This window comes from Pseudomonas sp. 51_B (genome assembly GCF_017491595.1).
In the GTDB taxonomy this organism is placed as follows: Bacteria; Pseudomonadota; Gammaproteobacteria; order Pseudomonadales; family Pseudomonadaceae; genus Aquipseudomonas; species Aquipseudomonas promysalinigenes.
This window is the reverse complement of record NZ_JAFGYW010000615.1, coordinates 1-239: the sequence shown is the minus strand read 5'-3', so window position 1 is coordinate 239 and position 239 is coordinate 1. Positions and strand designations below refer to the sequence as shown.

The 239-nt window shown below is 59.4% G+C and carries 1 protein-coding gene; it reads right to left on the bottom strand.

Annotation, left to right across the window (positions count from 1 at the left end; genetic code table 11):
• On the bottom strand, positions 1-239 hold a 239-nt coding region (locus J5M56_RS26440; protein ID WP_207938242.1), incomplete at both ends, for an amino acid permease.

The window sequence follows — 239 nt, the reverse complement described above, 5'->3', positions numbered from 1 at the left end:
CATCGAGGTGGCGAGGTAGATCAGCGACAGGTAGGTACTGTTGGAGAACAGCGTGATGACCAGGAAGATCTGCACCATCGCGTTGGTCAGCCACAGCGCGTTCGCCGGCACCTGGTTGGCGTTTTCCTTGGCCAGAAAGCGCGGCATGGTCTTGTCACGGGCCGTGGCAAAAAGAATTTCGGCGCACAACAATGCCCAGGACAGCAAGGCCCCAAGCAGCGACACCGCCAGCCCAATAC